Source organism: Micromonospora sp. DT81.3 (genome assembly GCF_049847225.1).
Taxonomy (GTDB): Bacteria; Actinomycetota; Actinomycetes; order Actinomycetales; family Microbacteriaceae; genus Microbacterium.
Genome location: NZ_JBNCNY010000018.1, coordinates 1 through 15,772 on the forward strand (window position 1 = coordinate 1; position 15,772 = coordinate 15,772).

Annotated in this window: 11 protein-coding genes and 1 pseudogene; 4 read left to right on the plus strand and 8 right to left on the minus strand. The window is 64.7% G+C overall.

What is annotated here, in order from left to right; genetic code table 11:
• Positions 1-655: 655 nt before the first annotated feature.
• The 3 genes from ACPW96_RS21955 to ACPW96_RS21965 all read right to left on the minus strand — a co-directional run bounded on the left by ACPW96_RS21955 (position 656) and on the right by ACPW96_RS21965 (position 2,413).
• Positions 656-796, minus strand: coding sequence for a hypothetical protein (locus ACPW96_RS21955; RefSeq protein ID WP_425885783.1), 141 nt, complete (start codon positions 794-796; stop codon positions 656-658).
• Positions 797-1,361: 565 nt separating this feature from the next.
• A complete protein-coding gene (locus ACPW96_RS21960) occupies positions 1,362-1,910 on the minus strand; it encodes an FMN-binding protein (RefSeq protein WP_425885785.1) in 549 nt (182 codons plus the stop codon).
• A gap of 56 nt (positions 1,911-1,966) precedes the next feature.
• Positions 1,967-2,413: a transposase gene (locus tag ACPW96_RS21965; protein ID WP_425885786.1), complete on the minus strand. Its 447-nt coding sequence runs from the start codon at positions 2,411-2,413 to the stop codon at positions 1,967-1,969.
• A 363-nt stretch (positions 2,414-2,776) separates the two neighbouring features.
• Here ACPW96_RS21965 and ACPW96_RS21970 point away from each other — a divergent pair, with 363 nt between their 5' ends.
• The 4 genes from ACPW96_RS21970 to ACPW96_RS21985 all read left to right on the plus strand — a co-directional run bounded on the left by ACPW96_RS21970 (position 2,777) and on the right by ACPW96_RS21985 (position 8,833).
• Entirely contained in the window at positions 2,777-3,802 is a 1,026-nt protein-coding gene (locus tag ACPW96_RS21970) for an acyltransferase family protein (RefSeq protein WP_425885787.1), read from the plus strand.
• Positions 3,803-4,010: 208 nt separating this feature from the next.
• On the plus strand, positions 4,011-5,273 hold the full coding sequence (locus ACPW96_RS21975) for a hypothetical protein (RefSeq protein WP_425885789.1): 1,263 nt from the start codon (positions 4,011-4,013) through the stop codon (positions 5,271-5,273).
• A gap of 399 nt (positions 5,274-5,672) precedes the next feature.
• Positions 5,673-6,962 carry a hypothetical protein gene (locus ACPW96_RS21980; protein WP_425885790.1) on the plus strand — a complete coding sequence of 430 codons (1,290 nt, stop codon included), beginning with the start codon at positions 5,673-5,675 and terminating at the stop codon, positions 6,960-6,962.
• Positions 6,963-7,126: 164 nt separating this feature from the next.
• Entirely contained in the window at positions 7,127-8,833 is a 1,707-nt protein-coding gene (locus tag ACPW96_RS21985) for a lipopolysaccharide biosynthesis protein (protein WP_425885791.1), read from the plus strand.
• Between the two features lie 505 nt (positions 8,834-9,338).
• On the opposite strand, the gene ACPW96_RS21990 is transcribed toward ACPW96_RS21985, so the two are convergent.
• The 5 genes and pseudogenes from ACPW96_RS21990 to ACPW96_RS22010 form a co-directional block, all read right to left on the minus strand.
• Entirely contained in the window at positions 9,339-10,079 is a 741-nt protein-coding gene (locus ACPW96_RS21990; RefSeq protein WP_425885792.1) for a LamG-like jellyroll fold domain-containing protein, read from the minus strand.
• 486 nt (positions 10,080-10,565) lie between these two features.
• Positions 10,566-11,872: pseudogene (locus ACPW96_RS21995) on the minus strand (ISL3 family transposase).
• A gap of 347 nt (positions 11,873-12,219) precedes the next feature.
• Positions 12,220-13,836, minus strand: coding sequence for a S8 family peptidase (locus ACPW96_RS22000; RefSeq protein ID WP_425885793.1), 1,617 nt, complete (start codon positions 13,834-13,836; stop codon positions 12,220-12,222).
• A gap of 84 nt (positions 13,837-13,920) precedes the next feature.
• Positions 13,921-14,448, minus strand: a complete 528-nt coding sequence (locus tag ACPW96_RS22005; RefSeq protein WP_425885794.1) for an acyltransferase — start codon at positions 14,446-14,448, stop codon at positions 13,921-13,923.
• A 2-nt stretch (positions 14,449-14,450) separates the two neighbouring features.
• Positions 14,451-15,770 carry a wax ester/triacylglycerol synthase domain-containing protein gene (locus tag ACPW96_RS22010; protein WP_425885795.1) on the minus strand — a complete coding sequence of 440 codons (1,320 nt, stop codon included), beginning with the start codon at positions 15,768-15,770 and terminating at the stop codon, positions 14,451-14,453.
• Positions 15,771-15,772: the final 2 nt, after the last annotated feature.

Here is a 15,772-nt window from a genome sequence, read left to right on the forward strand (position 1 = left end):
TCACGCGGTGACCGTCGCTACGTCCGCAGCGACACGGTCACCGGGGGGTTCGTACACCACCATGCCGGACGCAACCATCAAACGGCGCCGCCTGACGTTACCCTGATCGCAGACCCGCCACGTTGGGAGGCAACACCCGATTCTGAGCGCTCGCACCGTGTGGGTGAAACGGCGCAGCGGCTGGCGAGTTCGGGCTCCTCCCGAGAACCCTTCCTCCCCCGGAGGATCGCTCGGAACGAACTACCCGTACGATCCATTCCAGGGAGGATTGCTCGTTGCGTCGCCGCACAACGGAGGACCCTCTTGGTGAACGTGGCGCTGTTCGTCATCCCCGAGCCAGAGCCAGGAACGGCCAGCGTGTTCAGCGTGACAGACAGCGGAGCGGGCCCGTTCCCGTTCATCGTTGGCGACGGGCCAGTGACTTACAACTGCGGACGATGCGAGTACTTTCTGGCCACCGGAATGCGTGCTGGCCAGATCCGCAACTCCATCTTCCAGTGCCCGAGATGCAGGACCTTCAACGCAACCCGGACATAAGACCCGCCGCCGCGGGTTGCCGGGCCTTGCGTGTGTGCAACCGCTCGCGATGACGACATGGACCGCCTGGATGCCGCCGCGCGGTGCTCTGACCAGGTTGCTCCCCTGCTCGCATCAACTAAAACGCAAGCGCGTCGATGACGAAGTCGGTGAAGGCCGTCGTGTTTGTGTAGTAGTTCGGATATGCGGTTTGGAGCTGTCCCACCGGAGGGGACAGGCTCGCCCTGATCGGAAACCGGTCGTTGATGTTCGGCTCCATAGGCGTTCTCCCTTGCGCGCTGCGATCCGTGCTCTCCGAAGGGTGATCTTCGACCCGCGCCCGCGCCCCACAAGGCCTACAGCTCAATACGAGTCACACCCGCTGCACTCACGACCGCCAGGCCCTTTCTCACCAAGCCCCTCGATGCCAGCAGCACCAAGTGGCGACGCCACCCTCCCGCACCGCCGTACGCGCGTGACCCACTTCGAGCGCGCTCAAGGACGCGGCCCCGCGATTGTCCTGATCCGCCGCGTAGGAACAATGTCCGCGACCGCTCCAATCGATGCCCCAGCGACGAGCAGGACTAAATGCCCCGGAAGGACACGCGACATGGAATGATCGCGGCGCAGCCAATTTGCTGTGCTGAGGAGTCGAGGCCTTCCGAGAATGGAGGTCCTCCCAGCGGCCATCCAAAAAGGCCTGGACGCGCCCCACGATTCCTTCTCGACCCTGACCTTGCCGCTTTCAGCCTGCTGGACCGGCGCGGGCTGAAACTGACCGGCCAACTCCACACTGTTCCGATGGAATCCAATCGCCGAACCGCGCGCCAGCCGCGGCGATGGCGTCAGGCTGCCGCTTCGGCCTTGATCTCTTCGATTGCCTGGTTGAATCCGCTGCTTGTGAGTGAGGATCCGGCGACACGGCTCACGGAGATCGTGTCGATGTCTTTGCCGACGACGACATCGGTGATGCCGCCGATGAACCTGCTCTGGTACTCCTCGGACTCGCGAGCGCTCGGGTTCCCGACAACCTGAACGGCCGTGATGACGTCGTTCTCGAGCGTGACGGTGACGTTGATCGCCTCGATCGATTCGGGCGTCTGGTATGCCCCCTCGGCGCTATAGGTACCGTCGGCGTAGGTCGAAGGCGAGCCTGTTGCAGCGGATCCCGATTCGGTCGACCCCGGATCGGTGGACGACGTGGGGGCGGTCGACGACGGGGGGGCGGTCGACGACGGGGGGGCGGTCGACGTGGGCTCGACCGCGTCGGTCTCGGCGGTCGAGCCTGTGCCGGTCGCAGCGCAGCCGGCGAGCACGATGATGCCGGCGACGCCGGCGACGGCGGCTCCGGTTCGGAAGGTGCGGGACGTGTGTGGTACGGCGGTGCGGATCATGGTCGGTCCTCCTTCTGCAGTGCCTCGTATGCGTTCGCGAACGTGTTCGTCAGAGCCTAAGCGGATGGGTCCGGGAGCCGCGTTACGACCACGTGAACATCAATGGAGCCAGGGGCAGGTCTGTCTGACCCGCATCCCCACGCCAGCGCCACTCGGCGGGGATCGCCAACGAACCGAACCGCACGGCGCACAGTCATCGTCCTGGTCTCGCACTCGCTACAGCCCGCCCCCTGCGATAGATACGCCGCCGCCCGGCGGAGGACCTCGTTCTCCTGCTCGAGCAGCCGGACCCGCTGGCGCAGCTCACGGTTCTCCGCGGACTCCGTCCGGGACGGGCCCGGCGCGGTCCCTTCGTCGACCTTGGCGCGGTGGAGCCACTTCTGCAGCGTCATCGGGTGAACGCCGAAGTCTTTCGCGATCTGCTCGATCGTCACTCCGGGCTCGCAGTTCCTCGCGACGCGCACGACGTCGTCACGGAACTCGCTCGGGTAGGGCTTGGGCACAGCAACATCCTTCCAGGCCACCCTCACAGGCAAGCCAGATCAGATGTCACCTATCCGTGCAGCCGTCCCGAGTGTTGGTTGAATCAGCCACCACGCCGAGCTCGTCGAGGCGGCATAACGTCGTCAGGTCAGGGGTCGTTGAAAGTAACGTGGGGCACGTCGAGGTCTTTCGGTGATGAGGCGGTAGATCTCGTGGTCTTCGCACAGCAACTCCCGGACAGTTCCGGCCCGGGGATGGGCCAGACCTGTTGCAGGGATCGTGTTGGGGGGAACCGGCGCCTGACTCAGTCAATTCGTAGGCCGTACTTGCCGTTCACGCGGCAAGATCGTGGCCGTAACACTCGCGTGCCACACTCTCCAGCTATGGTGAAAACTTTCCCCTCCCGCTTCGAGTGGATGGACGTCCTCCGTGGCTGGTCGATTGTACTGGTTGTATTCAACCATGCGATCCTCTTCGCCAGTTCGCTTCCAGTGGGCTCGCCCGAGATCGCTTGGGTGCTGAACCAGCTGTTCGCGCCGGTAAGGATGCCGCTCATGGTGTTCCTGTCGGGATTGCTGGTGGCGCCGTCTCTCGCCCGTGGCTGGAAGCGCTACCTTGGCGGCAAGGCGCGCCGCGTGCTGTACCCCTACATCGTGTGGTCTGCGATCGCCCTCGTCATGCTCTATTTTTGGGACATTCGTGACGGCCTGGTTGGGGGCGTGGAGCCGCATGCGGCAACGGCCTGGGAGCCGCTGCGCGTGCTCTACGACCCACTCGAACATCTTTGGTTTCTCTATGACCTCTTCCTCTTCTATGTGATCGCCCTCGTCGTAACGCGCATCTCCCCGCTTTGGATAGCTGCCGCGTCGCTGGTCGCCGCAGCCGTAGTTCCCGACTTCAGCAGCCGACGGTTCCTGTTCCTCCTGGTGTTCTTCATGCTGGGGGTGTGGATGTCGCAGCATCCTGGAGTGCTGAACCGGGTGTTGGCCCCACGTTGGGTCGTGTGGGCCTGTGCTGCGGTGTCGTTGGGAACCGTTGTAGCCATCGGCCTCGGGATTGGGCTGCGCTACGCGGCGGTATCGGCACCATTCGCCGCCGCCGGGATCGGCTTGGCAATCATTGCAGCCCGGCAGCTCGAAGGCGCAGACGTACTCAGGCCAGTGCGGTTCGTGGGAAGAGACAGCCTCGTGTATTACCTCGTGCACTGGTGGCCGACCAGCCTGGGCGTCGCTCTTGGCGCCGCGACGGGCAACGGCTGGATTGCGATTCTTACCGGAATGGGTATGGGCCTGTTAGCTAGCACGGGTGTGGCCTGGCTGATCCGCGCCTGCCCGCCGGTCAACTGGCTCTTTTCAGCGCCGCAGCGCAACATCGTGCCCACCGAGGCGCGGTCCCGCGACTCTTTCTAGCGGCCAGCCGCTCGAGCGCCGCTCCGCGTTTCACTTCAAACACGAATGCGGCGACACGGTCAGATTTCTTGCCGATGAATTTCTGGTTGCAACCGTGCCAGAAAAACTGAAAACGCCGTCCAAGTTGGGATGCTTTGGTACTAGTAGCACGTCACGTTCTCAGATTCGGAGCGAAGGCGACTGTTAGAGAATTCGAGAGGGCGAGAATATGACTGAGTCCCCAGACCGATTCCTACTCAATAGACGCAACTTCGTCGCGATGGCGCTGCTCGTGCCTGTTGCCGCCATGACCGTCGCCGCCGCGCGGCTGCCGGATTCGGTCGTCTTTCACACTGGGCTGAAGGGCACGTCGACGGGCGTCGCGACGGCCCGGCCGGCTGTCATCCGTTCGTTCGGACCCAACGGCACACACTGGCCTGCCCACACTCCGTGGATCACCGACAAGGCGCCTACCGTCGTGGATGTCACCTGCGACTGGGCATCGATCGCCCGCGCGCTCACTGCTGTGACAGCGGCTCAGGCCGCTGCTGGTGTACACATCAAGGTGCGTCCGGGAATCCTGCCGGGACTGGGCGCGTCGTCCGGATCGAAGCCCGTCTTGGAAGCCGTCGGTCAGGCGGATTGGGCTAAGAACGTCCTCGTCTCCCCGCGGGATGGCTGGGGTACCGTGCGCATCTCGGGCGACGCTCGACTGCGCGACGTGGAGGGGGTAACCTTTGCGCGCATCAACGGCGTCGACCTCCTGCTCACCAACTGCTCGCGTAGTGTCTGGGCGCACTCGAAGATGAGCAAGGGCTTGCGGATGTCGTCGTCTTACAGATCCACGACCCGCCATTGCGGCGCTTACGAGATCGTGATGTCCGACTCGAAGGCCGACATCGCCGATCCGCTGGGGTACGCGGCCGGCAGCGGGTGCGTTCTCACCGACTGCGTGTGGGATGGATGCTACGGCGCCCCGGTCTTCCGTTCACAAGGCGCGACCGACCATGTTGACACACTTCAGATGTACGGCACCGGATGGTACCGCGGACTGACCGTGCGTGACAGCACGTTCTTCGGTTCCCTGAACTGCGCTCTGCAGATCGGTGGCGCACGAGACGACGACCCGAATAGGGGCAAGCCGTTCCTGTCCATCGACCACAGCATCGTTACGTCGCAGGCCACAGCGATCCGCGTGCGGTATCCGCTGCCTCCGAACGCCGAGGCACCGAAGATGGCTCAGGCCATCAATGGAATCGGCGAGCCCGGCCAGCTCTACTCCAACGACTCCTACATTTTCGGCTCGATGTATAGGAGCAGTTGGGGTCGCGTACAGAACACGAAGGTCTCATATGACCGAGCGATTTCCAACAACCCGGTCGCGAGCGGTTCATGGACGTACGACTCGTCGTTGAACTCGTGGGGCGCCGCTCAGTTCAACGACATCACTCCCAGCCCGACGGATCAGTACCTCGCGGCGATCTGGAGATGACCGCCAGATGCTGCGGGACCACGCAAATGCCATCCATCAGAGCCAGTCGTTCCGAGGAGATATGAGCCGGCGCAGTACTCATCCAGCGTCCCCGTGGGCGATCAGCGACAGCTCGAACTATAGGTGCGGCATACTCCACGTTCGACGAATGTTGGGCCTAACCGACCGCACTCTCGAGATGCGGCGGCACAACTCGCTCGACCCTCCCGACGAGCGCGGTGCCGGCTACCCTCCCGACGAGCGCAGGGCCTCCTACGGAGTTTGGGACGTCAGCAAACCCTGTCACAACCTCGTCCGGCAGCGGTATGGCGCGGGTGCATTGGGATGGGGCGGGTATAGTCAGAGGCTGCGGAGGGGACTACCCGCCATTCACGCACCGACGGCTATGGGGAGGTCCCGATGCCCGACGCGTTGACGGATGGGCCACTCAATCGCCGAGGTTTCCTCGGCCTGACGTTGCTCGCCCTCCCCGCCTTCCTGGCCTCATGTGCCGCGCCGCGCTCCGAACCCTCGGTCTCGGCGTCGCCGTCACCGCCGTCCTCGACGCCAGCGTCCTCGACGCCGGAGACACCGCCACGCGCTAGCGCGCGACCAGAATTGTCGCGATCTTACGGCCCGAATGGTACTCACTGGCCTGGTCACACCCCGTGGATCGGTGATGCCGAGATCGTCATTGTCGAGGTGTCTTGTGCCTGGGCGGCCATCGGGGACGCATTGGCCGCTGTCACCGCCGAACAGGCCGCTGCCGGTCTGCGGATTTCGGTGGCGCCGGGGACTCTTACGGGAGAGGGCGCGTCGTCCGGATCTGCAGCAATGCTGGAGAAACTTGGAAGCGCGGACTGGGCGCAGAACATCCTTGTCTCGCCCCGTGACGGGTGGGGTACCGTCACTATCAGCGGTCCGGCCCGGCTGCGGGACGTTCACGGAGTGACGTTCGCGCGTATCGATGGCGATGACATACTTCTGACCAATTGCACGCGAACTGCGTGGGCACACGCCAAGATGTCGAAGGGCCTGCGTATGGCCTCGTCCTACGGTGCCACCACACGCGAATGCGGAGCCTACGAAATTGTGATGGCCGGCGCGAAAGCCGACATCGCTGACCCCCTCGGCTACGCCGCCGGGGAGGGATGCGTCCTCACCGACTGCGTATGGGAAGGCTGTTACAGCGCTCCCGTCTTCCGCCCCACCGGCGCAACCGACCACGTGGACACGCTCCAGATGTACGGCACAGGCTGGTACCGCGGCCTCACAGTCCGAGATTCCACGGTCTTCGGATCGCTCAACTGCGCACTTCAGATCGGCGGCTCACGCGACGACGACCCGAACCGTGGCACACCCTTCCTCACTTTGGATCACAGCATCCTCACCTCGCAGGCGACCGCCATCGAAGTGCGCTACCCGCTGCCCGATAACGCGGACACGCCGAAGCTCGGGCAGGCGATCAACGGGATAGGCGAGCCCGGCCAGCTGTATGCGAACGATTCGTACATTTTCGGGTCGATGTACCGCAGCAGCTGGGCTCAGGTTCATAACACGAAGGTGTCATATGAGGATGCCTTGGAAAGGAACCCCATCGCGGACGGCGTCTGGGACTACGATCCGGAAATGTCTTCATGGAGGTCGAAGGAATTCGACGAGCTCTCCCCTGCCCCAACGGATGAGTATCTCGCATTGGTCTGGGCATAGGTGTGCCCAGAAACGTTCTGCAAGCCACTCCCCGGCGGCGCTGGTCCTGAAACGCAAGCTTCACGCAGAAGTAATCGAGGTGGCTGGTTCGCATGCGAACCTGAAGACTGCGCGCCGACGAACGAGCACGATCCACGGCTCGCCGCGGGCGCTCGAGGAGTGACATGAGCGCGACACCGTCGCAAACAGGTAGCCTCGCGCACCGCGCGTCCCGCGGTATCGCGGTGACAATGGGCGGCATGTGGGGCAAGACGCTCATCCAGATGTCCGCGATCGTCCTGCTGGGCCGACTTCTCGCACCCGAGGACTTCGGCCTGGTGGCGATGGTCACCGCGATCTCGGGCATCATCGACCTCGTCCGTGATTTCGGCTTGACTGGCGCTATCATCCAGGCGCGCGAGATCTCGGAGCGGGCCTGGCGCAGCTTATTCTGGCTGGCGCTGGCTCTCGGCACCGTTATGGGGGGCATTCTCGCTGCGTGCGCGCCGCTGATTGCGGCACTTTACAACGAACCCCAGTTGGTGCTCATCACACTGGTGATCGCACCGAGCCTCATCGTCAACGGGATCACCATGCCGCTTCAAGCCAGGGCGACGAAAGAACTCCGGTTCGCGATGCTCGCCCGCGTCGACATCGTTTCGATGATCGGGGGCGTCGCTGCCGCCATCACCGCGGGCTTGCTCGGATGGGGCTACTGGGCATTGATCTTGATGGTCGGCACCGGCTTGGTCGTTCGCGTCATCATGCTCTGGGCCAGCGTCCGCCCTAAGCCCGGTTGGCCGCGTATCCACCGCGATGTTCTCCCGCTGGTGAGTCGCGGCAGCAGCATCTTCGGTGCCGAAATGCTCAACTACATCGAGCGTAATGCGGACACGATTATCATCGGCCAGCAACTTGGACCTTCCGTCCTCGGCCAATACTCGCGGGCATATGCGCTCTTCCTGATGCCGCTGCAGCAGCTGAATGGACCCATCGGGCGAGTTGCGCTGCCCATACTGAGCAAGCTGCAAGACGACGGTGATCGCTACCGCCGCTACATCCGGGGCGCCCTTCTCGTCATCGGGTACCTCACGCTGCCGACGTACGCGATCCTGGCCACGATTGCCGGTCCGCTCATCGCGCTGCTCCTTGGGCCTGGCTGGGACGAGGCTGCGGTCCTGTTCAGCATCCTGGCCATCGCCGGAATCGCACAGGGAGTCGGTAAGGTGCGCGGCTGGCTATTCATCACGATGGGCCGCTCGCACCAACAATTTTTCTATGACCTGGTCGCGAGACCCCTCGTGGTGCTCGGGTTCTTCTTCGGCATCTGGTGGGGCGGTGTCTATGGACTTGCGCTGACCTACGGCGTTCTTTCGACCGTGTTGCTCATCCCGGGCTTCTACTTCGCAATCCGGGGCACGTTCGTGCGCGCGACGGACATCATTTTCCCGGTGATGCGGCCGTTCCTCTTCGCGCTGCTCGCATTCGGCAGTGCTTTTGCCGCGACTCGGGCAGTCGATCTCCTGCCGATCTTCGAGATCGTAATCGGGGGCGCCGCCGGCGGAATCGTTCTGCTTCCGTTGCTGCTCATCCGGGCCTATCGCCGCGATATCGGGGAAATTCTGGGCTTCGTCAAGCAGATGCGGAAGCCGAGGCCTCGGGCCACGGAAAGCCAGGATGCTCCGGACTCAGCCGGCGCGGTTCCGGGTCTGCTCACGCATCAGCAGGCGCAGACCGTCGAGGAGGTATTGCTTCACGACGCGTCTTCCGTAGACGATGTGCTGGACGCTGCACGGACGGCGGAAGGCCTCGAGGCTGAGGGCCGGATCGCCCATACTCGCAGGCACCGGCGCGAAACCGCTGGTGGTTCCGGGTCCCGCCGCTCGTCCTGACCCGCGCTTGCGCCGGAGTCGGATCAGCGATACAAGAACGACTAGGCACTCATCCCGCGGTCATCCGCGTTGTATGGACTTGGGCACGCGAGGGACCGCTGAAGCGGCGTGTTTCCGTTCCTACGCGTGGTGGTGACCGAGGCCGTCGTGCGCCGGTACTGATGATCGCGTCCTAGAGACCGCAGCGGCGGGAAATCGACCGAGATCATCAAAGCGCTGTTCGTCGAAGAGATAACCGGCCGGGGTCTCATGCGGACTCTCCGGGCTCATCGCAGGTGCGTGGGCTTAGAGGCGGCGGCGGCGGCGCGCTGATTGCGGGCTCTTCACGAATGACGATGTAGTGCGGGTCTGAATTCTCCTGCTTCCAGCATGCTGCGCGATGTAGTTCGTGAGGTTCCGGAAGCCGATGGCGGATCCGCGGAGGTGTTCGAGGCGGCCGGACGAGCTGGTCGCCGACCTGCTGCGCGAGGTGTTATGACGGCGGTGCAACGTCCCACGGCGCCGATCAACCGAGGGCTCTCTTCTCGGCATCGTAGAGTGCCAGCACCTGCGCGGACGTGAGCGCGGAGTTCCAGACTCGCAGCTTGGCGATTGAACCCTTGTGCAGGTTGATGAGGCTGCCGTCCCGTTTGACGGCGCCCACCAGGAAGTCCGTCGCGGTGGCGTTGAGCCCGTGCGGATACAGGTAGGGGTTGCGGGAGTACGTCGCTCCGGTGTTGTCGGTGTACGACGGGTAGGCGGTGGCAAGGCCGTCCAGGTAGGCGACGGCCTGCGCGCCGTCGTACGTGCCAACGTGGAACTGCCATCGTCCCCGGGTGATCTTGCGCGGCTCGGCCGCGTAGTCGATCGAAAAGGGGTAGCCGGGCGTGGGCCCGCCCAGCTTCGACACGTGCATGCACACCATGTCGTCACCGCCATACGTGGGCAGATCGTTGAACAGCGCGTACGAGCGGCGCGGATCAGTACGGGACTCCTGCCAGCACCCGGCGATCTTCGCGTTATTGGTGTCGGAGCTGTACACCCACGCCGCGACCGTGACCCGGCCCGTCGTCGCCCCGACGTTGAGGGCACCGACGGTCGCCCTCGGCACGCCGAGGTAGTCCGTGGTCCCGTTGAATTGCACGCCGCCCCCGAAAGGCGTCGAGATCCGCGCCGCGGTGGATCCCCGGCCCTGACGCAACGCCGGCGACCCGGCCACGGCGGAGGCATAAGGGGCCGCGCTCTCCGCAAAGTTCCAGCTCGCCACGGGAGACGGTATGGATAATTCGGCGACCAGCTCCTGCCCCTGGGCGTCGTTGAGCGCACGCACCCGGTCAGCGGTCAGGAGCGCGCTAGAACCGCCGGCGGGAAGGCGCGACGGGAGCGGCGGACTCAGCGCTCCCGCGGCGGAAGCTGGTGCACCGAGGACCGCCGAAGCCGCCGCACCAGCCGCAGCCGCCGCACCGAAAACGAGGAGCTGACGACGATAGAGCAAGCCCGGCCAGGCCGGGTGTGACGTGTCCACGAGGGCGACCTCCCTTTTTAGTCGAGCATCCCGTGGATCGCAAGGGCCGGTGCCATCGACCCGGGGCCCGGAGTGGCATTTGCGGCAATAGTACTAATGCCCTCGACCGCGCACCACCAGCCAATTGGACTAAACGGAAAAACTTCGCGTGGGGGGTGTGGTCGCTGCTTTATGTCGGAATTCCGCGTGGCCAATACGCCTGGTGGCTTGTGAAGTGGTCGAGGCCATTCACGAACGAGGGTGTAGCGCGGGTCTGAATCCGCCGGCCTCGAGGAGCGATCGGGCGACATAGTGGGTGAGGTTCCGGAAGCCGAGGGCGGAGCCGCGGAGGTGTTCCAGACGCCCGTTGATGGCCTCGGTGGGGCCGTTGGACGTGCCGGGCCGGTCGAAGAACGCGAGCACGTCGACGGTGCGCTGCTTCAGCGTCCGTCCGAGGCGGCGGATCTCGACGAGGGCGGCCGGGACGCCGCTGCCGACGGAGGTGATCACGGCCTGCATGATCTGCTTGCCCTTGTGCTTGTCGGGTTCGCGGTAGGCGGCGACGATGCGCTGATAGATCCCCCAGGTCGCTTCGACCTCGACATGCTCCGGGGTCGCGAACACGGCCTCGATTCGGGCGCGCTGGCGCTCGGTGAGCAGACCGGCGCCGGTGTGCAGGGTGCGGCGTGCGCGGTAGAGCGGGTCGCCGGCCATTCCGCGGTGACCGGTGGTGTCCTGCTGGACGCGTTGCCGGGTGCGGTCCAGCGCGTCGCCGGCTAACCGGACGACGTGGAAGGAGTCCATGACTGGTGTCGCGTCGGGGAGTTCTTCGGCCGCGGCGGTCTTGAAGCCGGTGAACCCGTCCATCGCGACCACTTCGATCGCCTTGCTCCATTCCTGGGGCCGGGCGGCGAGCCACTGCTTGAACACCGCCTTGGACCGGCCCTCGACCATGTCCAGCAGTCTGGCGGGGCCGGTCTTCTCGCGGGCGGGGGTGAGGTCGATGATCACCGTGACGTACTTGTCCCCGAACCGGGTGTGTCGCCAGACGTGCTCATCAACCCCGATCGTGGTGACGTTGTCGAACCGGTGCGGGTCGTCGATGAGACGTCGGCGGCCCTCCGCCAGCACCGCGTCGTTCGCGGCGCTCAAGGACACCCCGAGACCGGCGGCCACTCGGGTGACGGTGAGGTGGTCGATCACGATCCCGGAAGTGCCCACGCCAGCCCGCCCCGCGAGATCTTCGCCCGAGAAGGTGCGGCTTTCGTTGTGTCTTGACGCCAGACGCCGCCGCACCCCGAGCACCGGTACCGGCGGACCCGGACGATCAGCGTCGTGGGCCGGTGCCCGAACGGCTCGTGCGCGAGCTCTCGCGTGACGGTGTCCCGCGGCACGTCCTCGGCCCCACACTTGCGACACCACGGATCCGGCTCCACGACGCGGCACTCGATCACCGCCCGATCCGGCTCGAGGTGCTGCCCCACCGCCTCCAGGCCGAGCTCGTCGAGATTGCAGAACGTGGTCAGGCAGGGTGCGGCAAAGGTAGCGTTGGACACGTCGAGGTCTTCCGGATGGTGAGCGTAGGAACTTCCATCCTCGGAGGACCTCGACCCCCGACGCGCTCAACCGCCTACACCCTCGTTCGTGAAGAGCCTGATTGCGGTCCACCGGACGTGCCCTGCGTCAACGAGTTCGATGGGCGACTAGACACCGCCATCAAACCCCGAGAAGAGGCTCCCGCCGCTCAACCGCGAGCGGGGATCACAACAAGAAGTGGCCACCAGTGGGCAGTTCCGTGACCGCTGACAATCTGTTGCCGGGATGCGTGCCGCGGCGGCGCCGCGTCTTACCCACGTGACGAAGTAGATGTTCGGTCCGCAAATGCGGCTCTCTGCTTGTGCCACTAGTTGCGGATCTGAATGGTGACCGTCGCGCTGGTGCCGGTGTTACCCGCGGCATCGGTTGCCTTAGCAACGATCGGGTACGTACCGTTCGGGTAGTTCGTCGAACTCAGCGTCGCCCGCCATGTGCCGTCGGACTGACGAACAAGGTTGAACAGCTTGCCCGTACCTGACCAGATGGACACTGCCGTGACGGCGACGTTGTCAGTGGCCGCCACGATTACCGTCGATGGTCCCGAAACGGTGGCACCGGAGACCGGGGCGGTGATCGATGCGGTGGGCGCCTGCGTGTCACCCCCCGGAGTCGGAGTAGGAGTGGGACCCACGGTGCCTGTCGGCACAGTAGAGGCGAGGTAACCGAAGTACTTGCCGGAGACCGGGCTCAGGGGATCGCCTGCGAAGCGCTTGCCGCGCTGTGTGGCGGCCGCCTGAGCCTGGGCCCCGATGATCTGGTACACCTGCGCGGGCGACTTGCCTGCGCAGGAGCCCTCCGCGTAGCAGTCAAGCACCACGCCCGAGATGATCGCCGCGGAAAGGCTCGTGCCCGACGCGACATATCCGTAGCGGTTGCCCTTTTTGGTGGTGTACGGGCAGGTGCCGGGTGCGGCGATCGTGTGTGCCTGGTCGGCCGCGCTGACCGCCCAGTTGCTGCGAGGGTTGGGGTTGTCATCAATCGGCGCGTAAGACTCCGTGCAGGGTTTGGCGCCCTGGCCGCCTGGCTTGCCGTCGTAATCTGCGACGTTCGTCGCGCTGATGATTTCGTCGTAGGTACCAGGAGCGAAACCGGCCATGTCTCGGGCTGAGTTGCCAGCTGCAGCTACCACGGTGACGCCGTCTGCCACGAGGCCGCAGATGGCCTGGTGGACGGTGTCTCCGTTGGAGTAGCCGCAGTTGCCGTCGTCCGCCTGTACGTACTGCATGCTGAGGTTCAGCACTTTGATGTTAAATCGATCGTGGTTCTGCGCAACCCAGTCGAGTCCGCACATCAGATAGGCGACGGTGCCGGCGAGCTTGTCGTCCAGCACGCGAACCGAGTAGATTGGGGCTGCGGGAGCAACGCCGACCAGTCCGACACTGTTGTTGATCGCTACCGCGGCGCCTGCCACCGCGGTACCGTGCCCGTTGCCGTCCTGACCGTCACCGTTGGGCAGGCAGTTGACCTGCTTTGCGACGTTGAGATCGGTGTGGAGGCTGACGCCCGAGTCGAGGATCGCCACGCCCGGGCCGTCCCACGTGCCCGCGGTAGTGGCGTTGGTCGGAGCCTTGTCGGCCTCGACCGACTTGGCGGCGGGTGTGAGCACCTGCGCCGCTCCGATGATCACCGTGTTTGCAGATACCCCGCGCACCGTGGTCGACGCCCGAAGTGTCGCAAGCTGCACAGGAGACAGCTCGCCGGTGAAGCCATTTATCGCACTCGTGAACTTAGCATCGGGCGCGATGCCGAGACGGCCTATCGCCGCGTCGGCCGCGGCGCTGCTCGTGAAGCTGACCGTGTAAATACCTGTGGGCTTTGCAGCCGTTGCCGGAGCGGCCCCGAGGAGCGCGCCGACGAGGCTAACAGACGCGATGGATGCTGCAGTGATGAGTCGGGCGCGCCGCGTTGTGTGATTGCCGTTCATGATTCTTCGCTTCCCATTTTGTGTGCGCCGGTTCGCAACGGTCGATCTGATGAAAGTTCGTTAGGGACGTTGCGGAGTCGCGGGTTACGGAGGGGTGGGTCGTTCACCGATCACTCGCGCCGGCACTCCACCAGCGATGGCGAACGACGGCACATTCTTCGTCACGACCGCTCCAGCGGCGATGACTGCTCCCTCGCCGATTGTCACACCGGCGAGCACGACCACATTGGCCCCTAGCCAGGCTCCCGCACCGATTGTGACGTCCTGCTCGATCTTAGGCTGGTCCATGATCGCCACCGGTCCACGATCTATGCCATAGTTCGACGCGGTGACCATCACGTGCGGTCCGAAAAGGCATTTCGTGCCGATGTGGATGCTGCCGGTCGTGTCCCCCGCCCATATCAAGCTGAACTCGCCGATATGGCTGCCTGCCCCGATGCGGATCCGCTCGCCGTTACGGAAAGACACGTTCGGCGCTAAAGACACGTTCGACCCCATGGTTATGCGACGCACCTGGCGGACGAACGAATAGCTGTTGAAGTGCGCCACTCGCAACGCGTGCGCGAATGTGCGTGGGTCCAGCATCGAGCGGATGGCGTCTTTGATGGCCACTGTCAGCGCTTCCCTGCCGCATTCGGGAGCGGAGCGAGGTGCGGCGCGGAGAGGGACCTCTCGACGGAGGCCATAAACGCATCGATGTCGATCGAGTCACGCGCGGTCACGCTGACCACGAGGTCTTTCCGATAGGAGCACGCCAGGCACGCGATCTCGTCGCGGGGGTCACCCGCTGGCCAGCCCATGACTGCCTCGACTGGCGCCGCCCCGAAATAGCGCTGATCACGACCCCACGTGACGTACGTCGCGTACCCCACCCAATCTTCGGCGCCATTGACAATTGATCGACCAGAGTCGACCGCGCGCTGCACCTGATCACGTACGAGCGGAACGAGCGCCTCTATCGACTCGCCGGCGGGCACCGTGACCTTGACGACGCTGATGTCGTTGCGCACAGTCGTGTCGCCGTGTACGCGTCGGGAGATGGGGACGAGCATCGAGACTTCGTCGACTTCCGGTCGTTGGGTGGCGACGGCGTGGAGGGTCGCGGCCACCGTCAGGTCGTTAAGTGTTCCACCCAGGCGGTACGCCCGCTTCATCGCTCCGGAGAGATCGACCACGACGTAGTTCGAGTGGCGCCCCGATTGCACCGTGTCGAGCATGCCCGACCGCGCGATCCTCGCGTTCTTGATGGGCCTGAGCAGGCGGCCTCCCCACCGCCGCAGACGCATTCGGAAGGGCTTGTGCCAGTAGCCACGCCACGCCGTTCCAGCGGTCGGGTACTTCTGGCGCCAGGTGGCGAACGTCAGACCGAGCACGTCCAGGCCACCGTGCGGGGCCGTGCCGAGCTCTGCATGCTCGGCGGCGCTAGGCTCCGGGGGCTCGACAGACGAAACAGTGCCAGCCAGTACATCGCCGATCCGCAGACCGTAAAGCGCATCGCCGACGACGTGGTGGTAACGGACGACGATGGCTACGCGACCCGAGTCGAGCTCGACGAACAGGAAGTCCCAGAGCGGCCGCTTCAGGTCCATCGTTGGTGACAGGCGGCCGGTAAGCAACTCGACACGTTCCGGGTCGTCCGGCTCGACGCAGTCGTGAAAGCGCACGTGGTAGTTCAGGTCGAGGGTATCAACCGGTGCCCAGGCCGGCGTTGTTGCCCGCAGCGGGGTGGTGAGTAGCCGCTGCCGCATGGCCGGCGCGAACCAGCTGAGACGTTCGACCCGGTGCCGGATCGCCGGGTGATCGAGCGCGCCATCCTCACCTCGCAGGTTTGTTGCATCAACGATGAGCGTTCCGGCTGCGTGCATCGCCGCGAAGGTTAGACTGTTGGCGACGTATTTCTCGTCGAGGGTGCCGATCAGTTCGGCCTTGCGCATCA